This window comes from Neisseria sp. P0009.S010, assembly GCF_051958545.1.
In the GTDB taxonomy this organism is placed as follows: Bacteria; Pseudomonadota; Gammaproteobacteria; order Burkholderiales; family Neisseriaceae; genus Neisseria; species Neisseria subflava_A.
Genome location: NZ_JBQCVH010000001.1, coordinates 35,640 through 54,914 on the forward strand (window position 1 = coordinate 35,640; position 19,275 = coordinate 54,914).

General features: G+C 48.8%; 18 protein-coding genes. 16 read left to right on the forward strand and 2 right to left on the reverse strand.

All coding sequences use genetic code 11. The features are described 5' to 3' along the window. Window positions 1-2: 2 nt before the first annotated feature. Window positions 3-386 (reverse strand): YkvA family protein, encoded by a 384-nt coding sequence (locus ACTHSN_RS00180; protein ID WP_039861948.1) that lies wholly within the window; start codon window positions 384-386, stop codon window positions 3-5. Window positions 387-850: 464 nt separating this feature from the next. On the opposite strand from ACTHSN_RS00180, the gene sdhC reads away from it, so the two are divergent. The 16 genes from sdhC to ACTHSN_RS00260 all read left to right on the forward strand — a co-directional run bounded on the left by sdhC (window position 851) and on the right by ACTHSN_RS00260 (window position 16,720). Continuing rightward, complete coding sequence (sdhC, locus tag ACTHSN_RS00185; RefSeq protein ID WP_004519263.1) at window positions 851-1,228, forward strand: succinate dehydrogenase, cytochrome b556 subunit; 378 nt, start codon at window positions 851-853, stop codon at window positions 1,226-1,228. Beyond that, entirely contained in the window at window positions 1,222-1,563 is a 342-nt protein-coding gene (gene sdhD, locus ACTHSN_RS00190; protein WP_004519264.1) for a succinate dehydrogenase, hydrophobic membrane anchor protein, read from the forward strand. The genes sdhC and sdhD overlap by 7 nt, the downstream gene beginning before the upstream one ends. A gap of 2 nt (window positions 1,564-1,565) precedes the next feature. After that, a complete protein-coding gene (sdhA, locus tag ACTHSN_RS00195) occupies window positions 1,566-3,329 on the forward strand; it encodes a succinate dehydrogenase flavoprotein subunit (RefSeq protein ID WP_070461322.1) in 1,764 nt (587 codons plus the stop codon). Between the two features lie 119 nt (window positions 3,330-3,448). Continuing rightward, window positions 3,449-4,156: a succinate dehydrogenase iron-sulfur subunit gene (locus ACTHSN_RS00200; RefSeq protein ID WP_002241462.1), complete on the forward strand. Its 708-nt coding sequence runs from the start codon at window positions 3,449-3,451 to the stop codon at window positions 4,154-4,156. A gap of 3 nt (window positions 4,157-4,159) precedes the next feature. After that, window positions 4,160-4,408, forward strand: coding sequence for an FAD assembly factor SdhE (locus ACTHSN_RS00205; protein WP_003678830.1), 249 nt, complete (start codon window positions 4,160-4,162; stop codon window positions 4,406-4,408). A gap of 124 nt (window positions 4,409-4,532) precedes the next feature. Further along, window positions 4,533-5,816: a citrate synthase gene (gene gltA, locus ACTHSN_RS00210; RefSeq protein ID WP_070645446.1), complete on the forward strand. Its 1,284-nt coding sequence runs from the start codon at window positions 4,533-4,535 to the stop codon at window positions 5,814-5,816. Window positions 5,817-6,025: 209 nt separating this feature from the next. Further along, window positions 6,026-8,854, forward strand: a complete 2,829-nt coding sequence (locus ACTHSN_RS00215) for a 2-oxoglutarate dehydrogenase E1 component (RefSeq protein ID WP_107792443.1) — start codon at window positions 6,026-6,028, stop codon at window positions 8,852-8,854. Window positions 8,855-8,953: 99 nt separating this feature from the next. Beyond that, a complete protein-coding gene (gene odhB / locus ACTHSN_RS00220; RefSeq protein ID WP_002217383.1) occupies window positions 8,954-10,135 on the forward strand; it encodes a 2-oxoglutarate dehydrogenase complex dihydrolipoyllysine-residue succinyltransferase in 1,182 nt (393 codons plus the stop codon). 258 nt (window positions 10,136-10,393) lie between these two features. Beyond that, window positions 10,394-11,827 (forward strand): dihydrolipoyl dehydrogenase, encoded by a 1,434-nt coding sequence (gene lpdA, locus ACTHSN_RS00225; RefSeq protein ID WP_002225317.1) that lies wholly within the window; start codon window positions 10,394-10,396, stop codon window positions 11,825-11,827. Between the two features lie 124 nt (window positions 11,828-11,951). Next, on the forward strand, window positions 11,952-12,239 hold the full coding sequence (locus ACTHSN_RS00230; protein WP_004519272.1) for a hypothetical protein: 288 nt from the start codon (window positions 11,952-11,954) through the stop codon (window positions 12,237-12,239). 71 nt (window positions 12,240-12,310) lie between these two features. Then, window positions 12,311-13,477, forward strand: a complete 1,167-nt coding sequence (gene sucC / locus ACTHSN_RS00235; protein ID WP_003675098.1) for an ADP-forming succinate--CoA ligase subunit beta — start codon at window positions 12,311-12,313, stop codon at window positions 13,475-13,477. 10 nt (window positions 13,478-13,487) lie between these two features. Beyond that, window positions 13,488-14,378 carry a succinate--CoA ligase subunit alpha gene (gene sucD / locus ACTHSN_RS00240; protein ID WP_002244992.1) on the forward strand — a complete coding sequence of 297 codons (891 nt, stop codon included), beginning with the start codon at window positions 13,488-13,490 and terminating at the stop codon, window positions 14,376-14,378. A gap of 188 nt (window positions 14,379-14,566) precedes the next feature. Then, window positions 14,567-14,935 (forward strand): DUF883 family protein, encoded by a 369-nt coding sequence (locus ACTHSN_RS00245; protein ID WP_070608049.1) that lies wholly within the window; start codon window positions 14,567-14,569, stop codon window positions 14,933-14,935. A gap of 110 nt (window positions 14,936-15,045) precedes the next feature. Further along, the gene (locus ACTHSN_RS00250; protein ID WP_049330957.1) at window positions 15,046-15,453 is read left to right on the forward strand and encodes a phage holin family protein; all 408 of its coding nucleotides are present in this window, start codon (window positions 15,046-15,048) and stop codon (window positions 15,451-15,453) included. Next, on the forward strand, window positions 15,434-15,700 hold the full coding sequence (locus ACTHSN_RS00255; RefSeq protein ID WP_296186421.1) for a hypothetical protein: 267 nt from the start codon (window positions 15,434-15,436) through the stop codon (window positions 15,698-15,700). The genes ACTHSN_RS00250 and ACTHSN_RS00255 overlap by 20 nt, the downstream gene beginning before the upstream one ends. A gap of 225 nt (window positions 15,701-15,925) precedes the next feature. Continuing rightward, window positions 15,926-16,720, forward strand: a complete 795-nt coding sequence (locus ACTHSN_RS00260) for a phosphatidylserine decarboxylase (RefSeq protein WP_296186425.1) — start codon at window positions 15,926-15,928, stop codon at window positions 16,718-16,720. 84 nt (window positions 16,721-16,804) lie between these two features. Here ACTHSN_RS00260 and znuD read toward each other — a convergent pair whose 3' ends face one another. Beyond that, window positions 16,805-19,093, reverse strand: a complete 2,289-nt coding sequence (gene znuD / locus ACTHSN_RS00265; RefSeq protein WP_440364989.1) for a TonB-dependent zinc receptor ZnuD — start codon at window positions 19,091-19,093, stop codon at window positions 16,805-16,807. Window positions 19,094-19,275 lie beyond the last annotated feature (182 nt).

Below are 19,275 nucleotides of genomic sequence, written 5' to 3' on the forward strand. Positions count from 1 at the left end.
AATTAAGAACCAAACAACTTGTCAGCCGCTTGACGGGCTTTTTCTTGAATATCTTCGGTCAGATAGTTTTTCATCTGAGAATAAACCAGCGCAATGACGGCAATGTCATCGCTGAAGCCAAATGGAATCAGAAGGTCGGGAATGCTGTCGATAGGGCTGAGGAAATAAACCAGTGCGCCGACAATAATCATTTTAGCCCGTTTGGGCGTGTGTTCGGATTCCCAAAGGTAATAAAGTACATAAAGCTGTCGGACGACAGGTTTGCCCAGGCGGCCGGCAAAGCGTCCGAGTTTTTTCATAAAACCGGATGTGTCCAAGTTTCGACGGCGGAAGGAGGGGATGTAGTCTTCCGGATCGGGTGTGTTTTGATGAGGGGAGTGTGTCATGATGCAGCTTCCTTATAAGGTATGGAAACATTGTTGGTGTTGTGCTGTATTTTAGTCCATCTAGGGATAGATGAAATGTCTTTGAATGTATAACTATGTAAGAGTAGTAGTAATAATGCAATAGTAATAAGTTAAAAATGGCTTATGCCTTTGTAAAGATTAGGTATCAAGAGTGAGAATTTATCTCGCAATAGATACGATTCTCAAATCATAATGATGTTATTGTAAGTGCTTTGATGGGGAGATGGCTTAATTGCAGGAAAGTAACAAAAAAGGCTAGCCACGCAAAAAAAAAAATCTAAGAATGATTGTTTGATTTTATTAGTCTTTTGGTAAAAATCATTAGAGCATTCATAAATTGCACTGTTCAAAATGAGATAAAACAGGTAAATTATGGTTTATGTAGCTTATTGTAGTGCTGAGCTATAGGTTTTGAGCTGATAATAAATCTAGAGGAACTGACCATGTCCGCCAAATCACGCCCGGTATTTTTGGAAATTCCGAATATCCGATTGCCCATACCGGGGATTGTATCTATTCTTCACCGTATCAGCGGCGTCGGCTTATTTGTGATGCTGCCTGTTCTCTTGTATTTCTTCTCTGGAACGCTGGATCGCGAAGCGTCGTTTGAAGCATATCGTTCTGCTATTTCCAATCCGTTTGTGAAGCTGATCCTTATCGGTCTGTTGTGGGCATATCTGCACCACTTTTTTGCCGGTATCCGCTTTCTGTTTTTGGATGTGCATAAAGGCCTGGAATTAAATACTGCCCGTACTACTGCTAAAGTTGTATTTGCTTCTGCTTTGATTCTGACCGTCGTTTTGGGAGCTTTGTTATGGTAGAACGTAAATTGACAGGTGCGCATTACGGTTTGCGCGATTGGGCAATGCAACGTGCAACTGCGGTCATCATGCTGGTGTACACCGTGGTTCTTTTGGTTGTTTTGTTTACGTTGCCTAAAGAATATTCGGCATGGCAGGCATTTTTTGATCAAACTTGGGTGAAGGTGTTTACCCAAGTGAGCTTCTTGGCCGTATTCCTGCATGCATGGGTAGGTATCCGTGATTTGTGGATGGACTACATTAAGCCTTTCGGCGTGCGTTTGTTTTTACAAGTTGCCACCATCGTTTGGTTGGTAGGCTGCTTGGTGTATTCAGTTAAAGTAATTTGGGGGTAAATATGGGTTTTCCTGTTCGCAAGTTTGATGCCGTGATTGTTGGCGGTGGTGGTGCAGGTTTACGCGCAGCCCTCCAATTGTCTAAATCCGGCCTGAATTGTGCTGTTTTGTCTAAAGTCTTCCCAACCCGTTCTCATACTGTAGCGGCTCAAGGTGGTATTTCTGCTTCATTGGGTAATGTGCAGGAAGACCGTTGGGATTGGCATATGTACGATACCGTAAAAGGTTCCGACTGGTTGGGCGACCAAGATGCGATTGAGTTTATGTGTCGCGCAGCGCCTGAAGCTGTAATTGAGTTGGAACACATGGGTATGCCTTTTGACCGTGTGGAAAGTGGCAAAATCTACCAACGTCCTTTCGGTGGTCATACTGCAGAACACGGTAAACGCGCGGTAGAACGTGCATGTGCTGTTGCTGACCGTACCGGTCATGCGATGTTGCATACTTTGTACCAACAAAACGTCCGTGCCAATACACAATTCTTTGTGGAATGGACAGCGCAAGATTTGATTCGTGATGAAAACGGCGACGTAGTCGGTGTAACCGCCATGGAAATGGAAACCGGCGAAGTTTATATTTTCCACGCTAAAGCTGTGATGTTTGCTACCGGTGGTGGCGGTCGTATTTATGCTTCTTCTACCAATGCTTATATGAATACCGGTGACGGTTTGGGTATTTGTGCCCGTGCAGGTATTCCGTTGGAAGACATGGAATTCTGGCAATTCCACCCGACTGGTGTAGCCGGTGCCGGTGTATTGATTACTGAGGGTGTGCGTGGTGAGGGCGGTATTCTGTTGAATGCCGACGGCGAACGCTTTATGGAACGTTACGCACCAACCGTAAAAGACTTGGCTTCCCGTGACGTGGTTTCCCGTGCGATGGCGATGGAAATTTACGAAGGTCGCGGCTGTGGTAAAAACAAAGACCATGTATTGCTGAAAATCGACCATATCGGTGCAGAAAAAATTATGGAAAAACTGCCGGGCATCCGCGAGATTTCCATTCAGTTTGCCGGTATTGACCCGATTAAAGACCCGATTCCTGTTGTGCCGACTACCCACTATATGATGGGCGGTATTCCGACTAACTACCATGGCGAAGTTGTTGTTCCGCAAGGTGAAGATTATGAAGTGCCTGTAAAAGGTCTGTATGCGGCAGGTGAGTGCGCATGTGCTTCCGTACACGGTGCGAACCGCTTGGGTACCAACTCCCTGTTGGACTTGGTGGTATTCGGTAAAGCTGCCGGCGACAGCATGATTAAATTCATCAAAGAGCAAAGCGACTGGAAACCTCTGCCTGCTAATGCCGGTGAATTGACCCGCCAACGTATCGAGCGTTTGGATAATCAAACTGGCGGCGAAAACGTTGATGCATTGCGTCGCGAACTGCAACGCTCCGTACAACTGCACGCCGGTGTGTTCCGTACCGATGAGATTCTGAGCAAAGGCGTTCGAGAAATCATGGAGATTGCCGAGCGCGTGAAACGTACTGAAATCAAAGACAAGAGCAAAGTGTGGAATACCGCGCGTATCGAAGCTTTGGAATTGGATAATTTGATTGAAGTAGCGAAAGCGACTTTGGTGTCCGCCGAAGCGCGTAAAGAATCGCGTGGCGCACACGCTTCAGACGACCATCCTGAGCGCGATGACGAAAACTGGATGAAACATACCCTGTATCATTCAGATACCAATACTTTGTCTTACAAACCGGTACATACCAAGCCTTTGAGCGTGGAATACATCAAACCGGCCAAACGCGTTTATTGATGAGTTTTCAGACGGCCTTTATCTTAAAGGCCGTCTGAAACCTAACCATACCCACATTGAACTGCTTGAATTCATAATACAAAATCATTGGGCAGTTTATGAGAAAAGGAACACTTCTCATGGAAAAAATGAGTTTTGAAATTTACCGTTATAACCCGGACGTTGATGCCAAACCTTATATGCAACGTTACGAGTTGGAATTGGAACCAACGGACGTTAAACTTTTGGACGCTTTGGTGCGTCTGAAAGCACAAGACGATACATTGTCTTTCCGCCGTTCTTGCCGCGAAGGTATTTGCGGTTCTGACGGTATGAACATCAACGGCAAAAACGGCTTGGCATGTCTGACCGATCTGCGTGGTTTGAAACAGCCGGTTAAAATCCGCCCTCTGCCAGGTCTGCCTGTTATCCGCGACCTGATTGTGGATATGACCCAATTCTTCAAACAATATCACTCCATCAAACCTTACGTTGTCAACGATAACCCTATCGATGCGGACAAAGAGCGTCTGCAAACTCAGGAAGAGCGTAAAGAGTTGGACGGTTTGTACGAATGTATTTTGTGTGCTTGCTGCTCGACTGCCTGCCCGTCATTCTGGTGGAACCCTGATAAATTCGTTGGTCCGTCTGGTTTGCTGAATGCTTACCGTTTCATTGCGGATAGCCGTGATACCATTACTAACGAGCGTTTGGATAATCTGAACGACCCATACCGTTTGTTCCGTTGCCACACCATTATGAACTGCGTAGACGTATGTCCTAAACACTTGAATCCGACCCGAGCCATCGGTAAGATTAAAGAGATTATGTTGAAACGAGCCGTTTAAGAAATGATGGTTTTTGACGATATTGCCAAACGGAAAATCCGTTTTCAAACCCGCCGGGGATTATTGGAATTAGATTTAATCTTCGGCAGGTTCATGGAAAAAGAATTCGAGCACCTGAGTGATCAGGAGTTGTCCGAATTTTCCGAAATCCTCGAATTTCAAGACCAAGAGTTGCTTGCCTTGATTAACGGACATTCGGCGACGGACAAGAAACACCTGATTCCCATGCTTGAAAAAATCAGACAGGCATGACGTGTTATAGAGCTTGTTTGCGATGCCAATCCGAACAAGCTCTTTCCATACGGAGGCCGTCTGAAAAAAAGGACCGTGCCGCTTGGGCGGCAACGAAAGCCCCAACTTACAAAGGAGTTTAAGAATGTCTAAATCAGTCAAGCTCACCACCCCAAATCAAGAGACCTTGGAACTGCCAGTATTGGAAGCAAGTATCGGCCATGATGTGGTTGATATTCGTGCTTTGACAAAAAATACAGGTCTGTTTTCCTTCGACCCCGGATTCGTGTCAACTGCAAGTTGCGAATCCAAAATCACTTATATTGATGGCGATGAAGGTCTGTTGTATTACCGTGGTTATCCTATCGAGCAGTTGGCCGAAAAATCCGATTACTTGGAAGTTTGCTACCTGTTGATTTACGGCGAACTGCCTACCCCTGAACAGAAAAAAGAATTTGATGCCACAGTCGGTCGCCATACTATGCTGCATGAGCAGCTGACTTGGTTCTTCCGCGGTTTCCGTCGCGATGCGCATCCGATGGCGATGATGGTTGGCGTGGTTGGCGCTTTGTCTGCTTTCTATCAAGACAGCTTGGATATTGCCAATCCTGAACACCGCAAAATTGCGATTTACCGCTTAATCTCCAAAATCCCGACAATTGCAGCAATGTGTTACCGTTATTCCAACGGTCTGCCGTTCAATTATCCAAAAAATAACCTTTCCTATGCTGAAAACTTCTTACACATGATGTTCGCAACACCATGTGAAGAATACAAACCTAATCCAGTATTGGCTCGCGCGCTCGACCGCATCTTTATTTTGCATGCCGACCACGAGCAAAACGCCTCTACTTCGACTGTACGTTTGGCCGGCTCTTCAGGCGCAAACCCATTTGCCTGTATCGCTGCCGGTATCGCCTGTCTGTGGGGTGCTTCACATGGCGGTGCAAACGAAGCTGTGTTGAAGATGCTGGACGAAATCGGCGACGTATCCAATGTTGCCGCATACATGGAAGGTGTGAAACAACGCAAATATCGTCTGATGGGCTTCGGTCACCGCGTATACCGCAATATGGACCCACGAGCCAACATCATGCGCGAAACCTGTTATGAAGTCTTGAAAGAATTGGGCTTGGAAGACAGTCCTAAATTTAAGCTGGCGATGGAATTGGAACAAATCGCACTGAAAGATCCATTCTTTGTTGAGCGCAAGCTGTATCCAAACGTCGATTTCTACTCCGGTATCGTCTTGTCCGCATTGGGCATTCCAACTGAAATGTTTACCGTTATCTTCGCATTGTCGCGCAGTGTAGGTTGGATTTCTCATTGGCATGAAATGATTAGCGATCCGGCACTGAAAATCGGTCGCCCACGTCAACTGTATACCGGTGCAGAGCGTCGCGATTACGTTCCGGTAGATAAACGCTAATAAACAATACATTAATATATTGTTGAAAAGTCGTTTGAAAAAATCGAATTGCCGTTTTCAATGAGGTTGGTCGTAATTAATTAAGTTGATAGCAGGTAATTTGATTTGAAATAGGGTAGAATAAAGTGTCATTTCAGACGGCCTGAATTCCGTTCGGAGAACACGGGATTCTACCCTTTGTTTATATTTTAAAGAAAAGAGCTCACGCCATGATGGACGAAAAACTCAATTTCTCTTATCTGTTTGGTTCTAATGCGCCATACATCGAGGAGTTGTATGAAAAGTTTCTGGATAATCCGGAATCTGTCGATGAAAAATGGAAACAGTACTTTACCGATTTGAGTAAACAGCCGGGCGCAGTCGCTGTCGATGTTGCCCATACACCGATTCGTGAATCATTTGCCACTTTGGCTAAAAAGAAAATTGCCGCAGCCGTCGCAGGCGGTGTGGATGAGGCAATGATGAAAAAGCAAGTCAGCGTTTTGCGACTGATTTCTGCCTATCGTATCCAAGGCGTGGGTGCAGCCCAACTTGATCCGCTCAAACGTATCCCTCCTCAAAATATCGAAGCTCTCGATCCTAAATTCCATGGTCTGTCAGATGCCGATATGGCACTTCAGTTCAATATGGGCGAGGGTGATTTTTCCGGTCAGAGCAAACTGCCTCTGTCCCAAATCATCAGCAACCTCAAACAAACCTACTGCGGTCATATCGCGGTAGAGTACATCTACATTCCAAATACCGAAGAGCGTCGCTGGGTTCGCAATTATTTTGAAAGCGTACTGTCTACACCAAGCTACAACGTTGAACAAAAACGCCGTATCTTGAAAGAAATGACTGCTGCCGAAACTCTGGAACGCTATCTGCATACCAAATATGTCGGTCAAAAACGCTTTGGTGTCGAAGGTGGCGAAAGTGCCATTGCCGGTTTGAACTACCTGATTCAAAACGCCGGTAAAGATGGTGTGGAAGAAGTCATCATCGGTATGGCACACCGTGGCCGTCTGAATGTTTTGGTTAACATTTTGGGCAAAAAACCGGCTGATCTGTTTGCCGAATTCGAAGGCCGAGCCGAAATCAAATTGCCTAGCGGCGACGTGAAATACCACATGGGCTTCAGCTCCGACATCGCCACTCCGCACGGCCCAATGCACGTTTCTTTGGCATTTAACCCGTCACACTTGGAAATTGTTAACCCAGTAGTGGAAGGTTCTGCGCGCGCCAAACAAAAACGTTTGGGAGAAAACGGCCGCGATAAAGTTTTGCCAGTATTGATTCACGGTGACTCCGCATTTATCGGTTTGGGTGTTAACCAAGCAACATTCAACCTGTCTAAAACACGCGGCTATACCACCGGCGGTACTGTTCACATCGTGATCAACAACCAAATCGGCTTTACCACTTCCGATACCCGCGATACCCGTTCTACCGTATACTGTACCGATATCGCGAAAATGGTTTCCGCTCCGGTTATCCACGTGAACGGCGATGACCCTGAACGCGTTTGCTTTGCCATTCAAGCCGCTTTGGATTACCGCAAAAAATTCCATAAAGACATCGTGGTCGACGTTGTCTGCTACCGTAAATGGGGCCACAACGAGGGCGATGATCCGACCTTGACCCAACCGATGATGTACAAAAAAGTATCGCAACACCCAGGTGCGCGTGCTTTGTACACCGAGCAACTGATTGCCGAAGGCGTGGTAACTCAAGCTGAGGCTGACGGTTACATCCAAGCCTACCGTGATGCTTTGGACAAAGGCGAACATGTTGAACAAACAACTTTGAGCAACTTCCAACGCACACAAATCGACTGGAGCAAATACCAAGGCAAAGATTGGCGCGAAAAAATCGAAACTGGTTTGCCTGCCGCCGACATCGAGCGCCTTACCGAGAAATTTACCGCCGTACCGGAAGGCTTTGCCCTGCATCCGACTGCAAAACGTGTGATCGAAGCGCGTAAAGCCATGGCATCCGGCAAACAAGCCATCGACTGGGGTATGGCCGAAACCCTCGCATACGCAAGCCTGCTGACCAAAGGTCATGGCGTGCGTATCTCCGGTGAGGACTCCGGCCGCGGTACATTCTCACACCGTCATGCAGTATTGCACGATCAAAACCGTGAAAAATGGGACGACGGTACTTATGTTCCTCTGCGCCATATGGGCGAAGGCATGGGCGAGTTCCTAGTTATCGACTCCATTTTGAACGAAGAAGCCGTGATGGCGTTCGAGTACGGCTTTGCCTGCTCCGCTCCTGACAAGCTGACCATTTGGGAAGCTCAATTCGGTGACTTCGCCAACGGCGCGCAAGTGACTATTGACCAATTCCTGTCTTCAGGCGAAACCAAATGGGGTCGTTTGTGCGGTCTGACCACCATCCTGCCGCACGGTTACGACGGTCAAGGCCCTGAGCACTCTTCTGCACGCGTAGAACGTTGGTTGCAACTGTGTTCAGAGAACAATATGCAAGTCATCATGCCGTCTGAAGCATCGCAAATGTTCCACCTCTTGCAACGTCAAGTCTTGGGTTCATACCGCAAACCGCTGGTGATTTTCATGTCCAAACGCCTGTTGCGCTTCAAAGGTGCAATGAGCCCGCTGGAAAACTTCACCGAAGGTTCGACTTTCCGTCCGGTTATCGGTGATACCGCCGAACGCGCAAGCAACGACAGCGTGAAACGCGTGGTATTGTGTGCCGGTCAGGTTTACTATGACTTGGAAGCAGGCCGTACCGAGCGTAAACTGGAAGATGATGTTGCTATCGTCCGCGTTGAGCAGCTGTATCCGTTCCCATATGAAGAGGTTAAAGCTGAACTGGCGAAATATCCGAATGCAAAATCTGTGGTTTGGGCGCAAGAAGAGCCGAAAAACCAAGGCGCGTTCTACCAAATCCGCCACCGCATCGAAGACGTTATCAGCGAAGAGCAAAAACTGTCTTATGCCGGTCGTCCAAGCAGTGCATCGCCTGCAGTGGGCTACTCAAGCAAACATATTGCTCAATTGAAACAATTGGTTGAAGACGCTTTGGCGTTGTAAACCAAGTAGCATTCCGTCTGAGGCTGCTCAGGCGGAATGCCCATATGCAGAATTAAAAACACACAACAGGCCGTCTGAAAGGGCCATTGGAGACACAAAATGATTATTGATGTAAAAGTACCTATGCTGTCTGAAAGCGTATCTGAAGGCACGCTCTTGGAATGGAAGAAAAAAGTTGGCGAAGCAGTTGCCCGTGACGAAATCCTGATCGATATCGAAACTGACAAAGTGGTTTTGGAAGTACCTTCTCCACAAGCCGGCGTATTGGTTGAAATCGTAGCGCAAGACGGTGAAACCGTTGTTGCCGACCAAGTTTTGGCACGCATCGATACAGCTGCTACTGCCGCTGCTGAAGCACCAGCCGCCGCGCCTGCCGAAGCTGCCCCAGCCGCTGCTCCTGCTGCTGCACAAAACAACGCCGCTATGCCTGCCGCCGCCAAACTGGCTGCCGAGACCGGTGTTGACGTGAACGCATTGCAAGGTTCTGGCCGTGACGGTCGCGTATTGAAAGAAGACGTACAAAATGCCGCTGCCAAACCTGCAGCAGCCGCAGCCCCTGCCGTTGCACTTCCTGCCGGCGCACGTCCTGAAGAACGCGTACCAATGAGCCGTCTGCGTGCCCGTGTTGCAGAACGCCTCTTGGCTTCTCAACAAGAAAACGCCATTCTGACTACATTCAACGAAGTCAACATGAAACCAATCATGGACTTGCGTGCGAAGTACAAAGAAAAATTCGAGAAAGAACACGGCGTGAAATTGGGCTTTATGTCCTTCTTCGTTAAAGCCGCTGTTGCCGCCCTGAAAAAATATCCGGTTGTGAATGCTTCTGTTGACGGCAAAGACATCGTTTACCACGGCTACTTCGACATCGGTATCGCAATTGGCAGCCCACGCGGTTTGGTTGTACCAATCCTGCGCGATGCCGACCAAATGAGCATTGCCGACATCGAACAAGCAATTGTTGATTACGCGAAAAAAGCTAAAGACGGCAAAATCGCTATCGAAGATCTGACCGGCGGTACATTCAGTATTACCAACGGCGGTACTTTCGGTTCTATGATGTCTACCCCGATCATCAACCCGCCTCAATCTGCGATTTTGGGTATGCACGCCACTAAAGAACGTGCCGTGGTTGAAAACGGCCAAGTTGTTGTCCGTCCAATGATGTATCTGGCTCTGTCTTACGACCACCGTATTATTGACGGCCGTGAAGCTGTATTGACCTTGGTAGCCATTAAAGACGCGTTGGAAGACCCAGCTCGCCTGTTGTTGGATCTGTAATCGTTTCAGACGGCCTTTTATTTGTTAATGAAAAGGCCGTCTGAATTTTTATTTAGATGTAGCGTAATGTAGTATCGTGCTACAATAGGCTCAACGAACGATTGAGGCCGTCTGAAACATTTGATTCGAATGAATCGGCAGATATGGACTTTCAGACGGCCTTTTCTTAAAACCATCAAAACGCAGTCATTCAAAATAAAAAAGAAACAAAAAGTATCGTTTTTATTTTGAGATACTGCAAAAGCAAAGGATGACACGATGTCTCAATATGATGTAGTAGTGATTGGTGCAGGCCCGGGCGGATACGTTGCCGCCATCCGTGCCGCGCAACTCGGTTTCAAAACCGCTTGCGTTGACGCAGGCGTTAACAAAGCAGGCAATGCCCCTGCATTGGGCGGTACTTGCTTGAACGTAGGTTGTATCCCTTCTAAAGCCCTGTTGCAATCCAGCGAACATTTCCACGCTGCGCAACACGAGTTTGCCGAACACGGTATCACTGTCGGCGACGTAAAATTCGACGCGGCCAAAATGATTGAGCGCAAAGATGCCATCGTAACCAAACTGACCGGCGGCGTGAAATTCCTGTTCCAAAAAAACAAAGTAACCAGCCTGTTCGGTACTGCTTCCTTTGCCGGTAAAAATGGCGATGCTTACCAAATCGAAGTCGATAACAAAGGCGAGAAAACCGTTATCGAAGCCAAACACGTCATCGTAGCCACCGGTTCCGTACCGCGTCCGCTGCCACAAGTCGCTATCGACAACGTGAATGTATTGGACAACGAAGGTGCATTGAACCTGACTGAAGTACCTGCCAAACTCGGCGTGATCGGTTCCGGCGTGATTGGTTTGGAAATGGGTTCCGTATGGAACCGCGTGGGTGCAGAAGTTACCATTCTTGAAGCCGCGCCGACCTTCCTGGCTGCCGCAGACCAACAAATCGCCAAAGAAGCCTTCAAATACTTTACTAAAGAGCAAGGTTTGAGCATCGAATTGGGCGTGAAAATCGGCGACATCAAATCCGAAGGCAAAGGCGTTTCCGTTGCTTACGAAACTGCTGCCGGCGAAGCCAAAACTGAAGTATTCGACAAACTGATCGTTGCCATCGGCCGTATTCCAAACACCAAAGGCCTGAACGCGGAAGCCGTAGGCTTGGAAAAAGACGAGCGCGGCTTTATCAAAGTAGATGGCGAATGCCGTACCAACCTGCCTAACGTATGGGCAATCGGCGACGTGGTCCGCGGCCCGATGTTGGCACACAAAGCCAGCGACGAAGGCGTTGCCGTTGCTGAGCGCATTGCCGGTCAAAAACCGCATATCGACTTCAACAACGTACCATTCGTGATTTACACCGATCCTGAAATCGCTTGGGTGGGTAAAACCGAAGAGCAGCTCAAAGCCGAAGGCGTGGAGTACAAAAAAGGTACTTCAGGTTTCGGTGCAAACGGTCGCGCATTGGCAATGGGCAAAGCCAAAGGTACGGTTAAAGTGTTGGCAGATGCCAAAACCGACCGTATCTTGGGCGTACACATGATCGGCCCGGTTGTCAGCGAATTGGTTACCGAAGGCGTGACTGCGCTCGAATTCTTCGCCAGCAGCGAAGACATCGCCCGCATTATCCATGCCCACCCAACCTTGTCCGAAGTGGTTCACGAAGCTGCATTGGCGGCCGACAAACGCGCTTTGCACGGTTGATAGACATTAAGGCCGTCTGAAACTTTTCAGACGGCCTTAAGGCCTCCGACAAATTGAATGTTTCGAGAGCTTCGTTTTCTGATTTATAATTCCGTCAGACAAACAAACAGCATTTACATTCATTATGAACAAAGAAATAGTCGGTATTTTCTTTATACCGATGGGCATCATCAGCATGTGTATGGCCGCATTGTGGCAGATGTATGTGATGATGACCGAAACTTATACGCTCAACCGTTTCAAAGATAAAGAATTGGTTTGGCGCGTGGCATTGTTGTTTATCAGTTTCAGCCTTGCCGTTTATCTGCTCTGCCCGAATTCGCGTAAAAAAGGCATCGTCTTTTTTATTCTCGGGGGAGGCGGTGCAACCATGTATCTGCTGGCGCGGATGTGGTTGCCCTTCAGTAAATAGTAGGGCCGTCTGAAAATATGGGATTGGCCGCAGGGCGATTCCTAAAACCCACTCACCTTAAGGAGAAATCCATGAATTTACACGAGTATCAGGCTAAAGAACTGCTGGCTAGCTACGGTTTGCCCGTACAAGGCGGTATTTTGGCACACAACGGCGAAGAAGCCGCTGCAGCTTACGACAAATTGGGCGGCAAATTCGCTGTTGTCAAAGCACAAGTACACGCCGGCGGCCGCGGTAAAGCGGGCGGCGTAAAAGTCGTTAAAAGCCGCGAAGAAGCTAAAGAAGTGGCTGAAAGCCTGATTGGCACCAACTTGGTAACTTACCAAACCGATGCCAACGGCCAACCTGTCAACAGCGTTTTGGTTTGCGAAGACATGTATCCGGTTCAAACCGAGCTGTACTTGGGCGCAGTGGTTGACCGTTCTACCCGCCGCGTTACATTCATGGCTTCTACCGAAGGCGGCGTGGAAATTGAAAAAGTTGCTGCCGAAACTCCAGAAAAAATCTTCAAAGTAACCGTTGATCCGCTGGTCGGCCTGCAACCTTGCCAAGCTCGCGAAGTTGCCTTCCAACTGGGCTTGAAAGACAAACAAATCAACGAGTTCGTCAAACTGATGACCGGCGCGTACAAAGCGTTTATCGAAAACGACTTTGCCCTGTTTGAAGTAAACCCATTGGCAGTTCGCGAAAACGGCGCACTGGCTTGCGTGGACGGCAAAATCGGTATCGACAGCAACGCGCTCTACCGCCTGCCAAAAATCGCTGAATTGCGCGACAAATCTCAAGAAAACGAACGTGAGCTGAAAGCTTCTGAATTCGACCTGAACTATGTTGCCCTGGAAGGCAACATCGGCTGTATGGTTAACGGTGCCGGTTTGGCGATGGCCACTATGGACATCATCAAACTCAAAGGCGGCCAACCTGCCAACTTCTTGGACGTTGGCGGCGGCGCAACCAAAGACCGCGTGGTTGAAGCGTTCAAACTGATTTTGGAAGACAAATCCGTTAAAGGCGTATTGATCAACATCTTCGGCGGTATCGTACGTTGCGACATGATTGCGGAAGCCATCGTGGCAGCCGTTAAAGAAATCAACGTCAACGTTCCTGTCGTTGTTCGTTTGGAAGGTAACAACGCCGAACTCGGCGCGAAAATCCTGAACGAATCAGGTCTGAAACTGACTTCTGCAGACGGCCTGAATGACGCAGCCGAAAAAATTGTTGCAGCCGTAAACGCCTAAGGAGAAAAGAATGAGCGTATTGATTAATAAAGACACCAAAGTATTGGTTCAAGGTTTCACCGGTAAAAACGGTACTTTCCACTCCGAACAAGCTCTGGCTTACGGCACTAAAGTTGTCGGCGGCGTTACCCCAGGCAAAGGCGGTCAAACCCATCTGGACCTGCCTGTATTCAACACCATGAAAGAAGCCGTTAAAGAAACCGGCGCTGACGCATCTGTAATTTACGTTCCCGCTCCGTTTGTTTTAGATTCTATCGTTGAAGCCGTTGATTCCGGCGTAGGCTTGGTCGTTGTGATTACCGAAGGCGTGCCTACTCTGGACATGCTCAAAGCCAAACGTTATTTGGAAACCAACGGCAACGGTACCCGCTTGGTCGGCCCTAACTGCCCGGGCGTGATTACTCCGGGTGAGTGCAAAATCGGTATTATGCCGGGCCACATCCACACTCCGGGCCGCATCGGTATTATTTCCCGTTCCGGTACATTGACTTACGAAGCTGTGGCACAAACCACCAAACTGGGCTTGGGTCAATCAACCTGTATCGGTATCGGCGGCGACCCGATTCCTGGTATGAACCAAATCGACGCACTGAAACTCTTCCAAGAAGACCCAGATACCGACGCCATCATCATGATCGGTGAAATCGGCGGTACTGCGGAAGAAGAAGCAGCCGAATACATCCAATCCAACGTAACCAAACCTGTTGTAGGTTACATCGCTGGTGTTACTGCTCCTAAAGGCAAACGTATGGGCCACGCCGGTGCGATTATTTCTGGCGGTAAAGGTACTGCCGAAGAAAAATTCGCCGCTTTCGAAAAAGCCGGTATCGCTTACACCCGCAGCCCTGCCGAGTTGGGCACTACCATGCTGGAAGTGTTGAAAGCAAAAGGTTTGGCATAAGACTTAAGTCTTTAAGCTGAATTGAAAAGGCCGTCTGAAGTTTTCAGACGGCCTTTTTTAATTTCATTGGGTTGTTTTCGTTATAGGAACTTAATTTAATTTAAATTAACGTTTATTTGGAAATAAATGGTTATAATACTATTAACAGATAAACAATCTGTAATCATATCAATCTATAGGAGAGTAGTATGAAAAAACATAATTTTGAAAAACGTCGTGATGCTTTGTTGGAAGATATCCGAGAAGTAATGGATGATGTGGACGAACTGTACCGCAATGGTGTTGAAGCCGGTTCGGAAGAAGGTAGTAAAATTCGCGCTAAATTGGAAGCAAAATTGGCAGAAGCCAAAGAGCGTTTTAGCAGCTTCGAAGAAGAAATTAGCGAACGATTTAAAGATGGTAAAGAGCTTTTTTCCGAATTAGAGTCAGATGCTGGTGCACGCTTGAAACGCGGTGCCAAACAAGCTGATGAAGTGGTGCATGAAAAACCATATTATGCAATGGGTTTTGCCGCATTGGCCGGTTTGGTTGTCGGTGTGTTGTTGAACCGCCGTTAATGCGAATATGTTAAGGCCGTCTGAACAGGTGTGTATATGAAATCATGGATTTCATTGCGCCGTGCAGACGGCCTCTGCCTTATGTTTTCCTGAAAAAAAGGATAGTTAAGATGGGAATTCGCCAGCGTTTTGAACATGGCAAGGCTTTGTTGAATCAGGGCGCGGATTTGCTGTTGCTGCGTTTGCAGGTATTGAGCTTGGATTTGACGCGTCAGGCGGAGAATGTGTTCCGGTTGGCGATCTGGCTGGTGTTGTCCGGCGCGCTGTTGATGGTGGGCTTGGTCGGTTTGCTGTTCGGATTGAACCGCGTGCTGTCGGATGTGGCCGCTTTGTGGGTGTTTTTCGGCATTTTCTTCGTGAGCCTGCTGATTATTGCCGTATTGTTCCGCAAAGTATCGGCAGATTATCGGGAGCAGGGCAGCCGTGTGGCTGAGACCTTGCAGGATATTCGATCGGATATTGCGTATTTGCGCGGTGAGATAGACAAGGATACGGACGATGAAGCGACAGGAGTATGAAGAAGCGCGCGAGCTACTGCTTTTAGAGGCCAAGCTGGTGCGGCTGCGGATTGAAGCGGAAAATTTGAAACTGCGTAAAGCGGAAGAAAGCAAAACACGACAGGGCAATCAGTTGATTAAGCTCGCAGATGTGGCGTATCAGTTGAGCCAAACGCGTTTGCTGTCTCAACGCTCTTTGTTCTCTACATCACGCCGTCGGCATTGGATTTGGCTGGTATTGGCGGTCATACTGGGCTTGTCGAGATAATCGAGGGCGGAGGTTTGGTCTAAATGATATTTGCAGCGTATTGTTGGCTCGTGTGAGCCGCTGGTTGAGGACGCTGCGTCATTGTGTTGCCGAAACTGAAACTTTATCTATATTGAGTATTTTTTACAAAAGACACCGGCCGTCTGAACATTTCAGACGGCCTCAATATTTGGAGTTTCAGATATAATGGTGGCAATTTTGAAATTATTAAATGAAGGATAAGTGATGAACCGTTTGTATCCCCACCCGATTATCGCCCGTGAGGGCTGGCCGATTATCGGCGGCGGTTTGGCTTTGAGCCTGCTGGTGTCGATGTGCTGCGGCTGGTGGTCTTTGCCGTTTTGGGTGTTTACCGTATTTGCCCTGCAGTTTTTCCGCGACCCTGCGCGTGAGATTCCGCTAAATCCTGAAGCGGTGTTGAGCCCGGTTGACGGCCGTATCGTGGTGGTCGAGCGCGCACGCGATCCGTATCGTGATGTCGATGCTTTGAAAATCAGTATTTTTATGAACGTGTTCAACGTGCATTCGCAAAAATCGCCTGCCGATTGTACGGTAACGAAAGTGGTCTATAACAAAGGCAAATTCGTGAATGCGGATTTGGATAAGGCCAGCACGGAAAATGAACGTAATGCGGTTTTGGCGACTACGGCTTCAGGTCGTGAAATTACTTTTGTTCAAGTGGCCGGTTTGGTGGCGCGCCGTATTTTGTGCTACACCCAAGCAGGTGCGAAACTGTCTCGCGGCGAACGCTATGGCTTTATCCGTTTTGGCTCGCGCGTGGATATGTATCTGCCTGTCGATGCGCAGGCGCAAGTGGCGATTGGCGATAAAGTTACCGGCGTCAGCACTGTATTGGCGCGTTTGCCGCTGACTGCGCCGCAAACTGAATCTGAGCCTAAAGCCGCAGCTTCACAAGCGGCTCCGGTTGAGACAGTGGCAAGTCAATCTACCGAACAGCAGCAAATCGAAGCAGCGGCGGCCAAGATTCAAGCGGCTGTGCGCGATGTGTTGAAAGATTAATAGTTAGTTTTAAATGATTGGTTAAAACAAGAAAAAGGTTTTCAGACGGACGTCTGAAAACCTTTTTTGTTTGCCTGTCCGATTTTAAAACTTCACGTTCACGCCGCCGGTAAAGCTGCGACCCATTTGCGGCGTATCAGAGAGGAAGCTGCTGTGGGCGTAAACGGATTGGTTGAGCAGGTTGTCGGCTTTGACGTACCAATTCCACTCGCCATAGCGCGTATTGCGGCGGTAGTTTGCACCGAGGTTGAGCATATGGTGTCCGGGCGTACGCGTTTCGTAGCGGGCGAGTTTGTTTTGGGCGAACACGCGGTAGTAGTCCAAGTTGGCATCGATACGGTCGGTCAGCGAGGCTTTCAGGTGGACACCGAGGCGCGCAGCCGGAACGCGAGGGGCGTTTTGGTCGTCCTGTGCGATGAAAGGACGGTTGCCGTAGGCATCTTCCCTGCCGGGCAGGGAAGGCAGGTTTTTCAGACGGCCTCGTACATAGTCGCCGGAAACGCCGATGCGGTAGCGCGGTGTCGGTTTGAAGTAGATTTCGCCTTCCGCGCCGTAGAAGTCGGCGCCGGATTGGTTGTAGCGCACGAGCTTCATTTCGCTGTCGTCTTCGATGGATTTGGGGCCGCGTCCGTCGTTTAAGGTTTGGGCGTAAATGTAGTTGCCGAAGCGGTTGCGGTAGAGTGCCAGATTGTATTGCCAGCGGTCGCCTTCGTAGCCCAGCGCGAGTTCGATATTGTTGGAACGCTCTTTGTTGAGGTGTTTGTTGCCGACTTCAAAGGTGTTGGTGGCAACGTGTTTGCCGTGTGCGTACAGTTCTTGCGTTGACGGCAGGCGTTCCTGATGGGAGGCGGTCAGGCTGAGTTTATGGTGTGGCGTGAAATACCAGTTGCCCGAAAGTGCGAACGAGTGGGCGGTTTGGCGGTGCGCACCGAGGTCGGGCAGGGGCTGGTTGTAGTAGTTTTCCCGATCAATCAATGCTTTGTCGTACTGGATGGAAGCTTTTTGTTTTTCCACGCGTACGCCACCTTCTAGCGTGAAATTGTCCCAGTTTGCCTGTTCTACACCGAAAAAGCTGTAATGGCGCACATTGTTGTCAATCAACATCGGTTGTTGGACGGTTTCGGGAATGGCGGAAAGCGCGCTGGATTTTTGTCCCAAATATTGCACGCCCCAGCTGCCTTTCAGACGGCCTATGGGTTGGTGGCGCAACTCGATACGGGCGTTGTGTGTTTTGTTGTTGAAGAAGTTTTCTACTGCATCGCCTGCTTTTTCGTCGTGGTGGTAGTCGTTGCGGTTTAGGTGTACGCGCAGGGCTTCAAAACCAGGGAATGGCTGCTTCCATTCGGCGCGGAGTTCGTAGCGTTTGTTGCGCAGGTCTATCCAAGGTTTGCCGTTGTGGGCATGGGCGTGTGCATTATCATCGTCGTGGAAGCCGCAGCTCAAGCCTGGATTGTCGTAATCGACGTCTTCTTCGGTCAACAGGTGCGGATAAAGCTGTAAATAGCGTTTGTTAATCAAACTCTTTTGCCAAATAATGTCGGCGTGGCAGTCGTCGTAGAGATGGCTGTGGGCAGGCAGGCCGTAGCGGTCGCGACGGTCGCTGTACGCTACGCCGAGGAAACCTTTATCCCCAACCCAAGACAGGCCGATGCTGCCTGTTTTTGAATCGGCATGGCTGTCGGGCAGTCGTTTCAGACGGCCTTCTTCTTTTTGATAGCGCGGTACGGCATAATCGCCCGATTTGCGGTATAAGCCTTCGGTATGCAGCACGAAGTTGTTGCCCAGTCCGATATTGATGCCTGCGGATGTCAGTTTTTCCAAATTGCCGCTGCTCAAACGCAATCCGGTTTCGCCCGATACGCCGTTTTCAGGCATTTTTTCGGGGATTTTGCCATCGGCAACATCGACCAAACCGGCTACATTGCCCGAGCTGTACAAGAGCGTAACCGGGCCGCGCAGGATTTCGACCTGTTGCGACAAGGCGCTGTCCACCATCAAGGCATGGTCGGGCGAGAAGTCCGCCATGTCGCCCGTTTCGCCGTGATGGTTCAAAACTTTAATCCGTCTGCCTGTTTGACCGCGAATAACGGGAGCGGACGCGCCGCCGCCGTATTGCGAGGCATGAATGCCCGGTACGCCGTCTAAAGCATCGCCCAAGTTGACGGCTTTTTGGCGCAAGGTATCGCCGGAGATGATTTTGTCGGAGGCGGTCGAAGTGTGCAACAGCCCCGAAGTGGCGCGCGGACGGCTTTTGCCGACAACGGTAACCTCGTCCAAGTCCACCGACTGATCGGTTTCATGCGCTTGGGAGAGAATGGGGGTGCTGATTAAAAGAATAGATAAAACAATGGGTTTGAGTGTGGTTTGTGTCATTTTAGTTTCTCATCATATTTCGAAAGGCTGTTATTATATAACATTTCATCATTAATATAACAAGAATTTAAGAAGTAAATCGCATTTGATGCTGAAAAACAGTCAAGCCAAAGCTCATACAAACAGTGAAAAACCAAAGGTCGTCTGAAGCCCAATATCTTGAAAATGATAAAAAAGATGGA